We start from the raw sequence: 2,065 nt of genomic DNA on the forward strand, positions 1-2,065 counted from the left end.
CTACCTTTGCAGTCGTTTGACGACGTCCTCGCGAAAGAGGGACGTGTGGAGGGCAATCAGCCCCAGGTTGTGCGCGGGCCGGATGGGACGATGGCCCTTCGCTTTTCCGGCAAAACGGCGGTTACGTTTGGGCCCACACCCGATTTGGACACCGAGGAAGCCACTATCGAGCTGTGGTTTTGCCCCCAATTTCAGGCTCCCGCCCGGTTCAATCCTTGCTTGATTGCCAAGCGGGAGTCGGGTGATCATCGTCAGACACGGTGGAGCATCCACGTACACGGGGATTATTCCAGTATCGATCTGTGGAACGGTCGAGAGGTCGCCTCATACCGGCCGGTTACGGGGTCGCTCCAACCTGGCCAATGGTATCATCTGGCTGTCGTAAGTACGAAGGCGGGAACGTCGGTTTATCTGAACGGCGTACCCTGTTTACCCCCACAGCAAGGCTGGCAGATCAATCGTGCGGAGAAAAATCGTCCGCTCAACATCGGTTCGTCACAACCTGCGGGGGCCGAGTTCTTTGTGGGCGCGATCTGTCAGGTGGCCGTGTACGGAAGAGCTCTCACCGAACAGGAAATCGCCGGACATGTGGACGCCCTGGGCTTCCAGGCTATCCGTCTGGCTCAACAGGCCAAATACGAAGAACTTCGTCGGGCCGAAGCCGCGGAACAGGCGCGACTGGAAGCGGCTCGCGAAAAGCGTCGCCGTGAGCTCATGGAAGATCCGGCACTTTTCGCGCGGGGTACGCCGACCGTCTTCGAGAAAGATCGTCTTGCGGCCATCGATCTGCCTGTGGGTGGGATTGGAGTCGGCGCTATCCACATGGATGGAACCGCCAGACGGCGTGCCTGGCAAATTTTCGGACAGGTGGCCTACCGATTTGTTCCGCACAGCTTCTTTGCTGTGCAGGTTCGAGGGAACGAACATGCCGTCGAAAGGATTTTGCAGACCACCTCCGAGGAAGGCCTTCCGCCTATGGCCGAGGTCCGACTGGTGGCGCGATACCCCCTGGCCCGCTATGAGTTCATTGATCCAGAGGTTCCGGCACAGGTCACCCTGGAAGCCTTTAACCCACTCATACCAACAGACCTTCGCGACTCCGCAATTCCGTGCGCGATCTATCAGATCACGGTCAAGAACCCAACGGAACATCGCATTTCTGTGACCGTGCTGGCCAGTCAACTCAACGCTGCAGGGTATCGTGGAGAAAGCGACATCGAAGGGACGCGTCACCCGAGCTTCGGGGGAAACGTCAATCGAGTGGTCCGCAAGCACGGATCCACCTGGTTGACCATGGCGCAAAGTAAGTCGGCGAACTCACGGGATGGCCTCGTCCTGGTGATGAAGGGTGACCAGGTCCATGGTGTGCCCGCCTGGACCGACCTCGCGCAACTTCGTGAAGCGATCGGCAATACTGCCGGACAATCCGATGGTGATGAACCGTCGGCGGGACCCTCGCCCCCGGGGGAAACGCTGAAGGGAGCCTTGTGGCGTTCCTTCGATCTCGAGCCAGGCCAGGCTCAGACAGTCACCTGTGTTCTGACCTGGTTCTTTACAGACCTACCGGCGGGGATCCGCAAATGGACGTGCGAGGGGCGTCGCTATGAGGCCTGGTGGCACAGTGCGGAGGAAGTGGCTGCGGAACTGGACGTTCGTCTCCCAGAACTCGAAGCGGCCACCCGGCTTTATGCCGACTCCCTTTACGAAACGAATCTTCCTTACTGGTTTGTTGACCGCATTGCCTCCCAAGTGGCGATCTTGCGAAGCCCCACGGTTTTCTGGTGCCGCGACGGCTATTTCGGCGGATGGGAAGGATGTAATCTTGACGCGGGATGCTGCCCAGGAAATTGCAACCATGTGTGGCACTATGCCCAGGCGCACGCCAGACTGTTCCCAGAGCTCGGACGGCTGATGCGGGAACAGGAGTTTCGTTTCCAGAAGGAAGACGGCGCTATTCCTCACCGTCAGCCCGACCAGTTCCCAGCGTTTGACGGCCAGTGCGGGGCTGTTCTCAATTCCTATCGCGAACATCTGCTTTCTCGGGATGGAACATGGCTGGCGAAAA

The 2,065-nt window shown here is 59.1% G+C and carries 1 protein-coding gene; it reads left to right on the plus strand.

Annotation, left to right across the window (positions count from 1 at the left end; translation table 11 throughout):
- Positions 1–2,065, plus strand: a 2,065-nt coding sequence (locus H5U08_RS16825; protein WP_297035725.1) for a GH116 family glycosyl-hydrolase, incomplete at both ends; no start/stop codon positions are given.

Source organism: Thermogutta sp., assembly GCF_014359955.1.
Lineage (GTDB): Bacteria > Planctomycetota > Planctomycetia > Pirellulales > Thermoguttaceae > Thermogutta.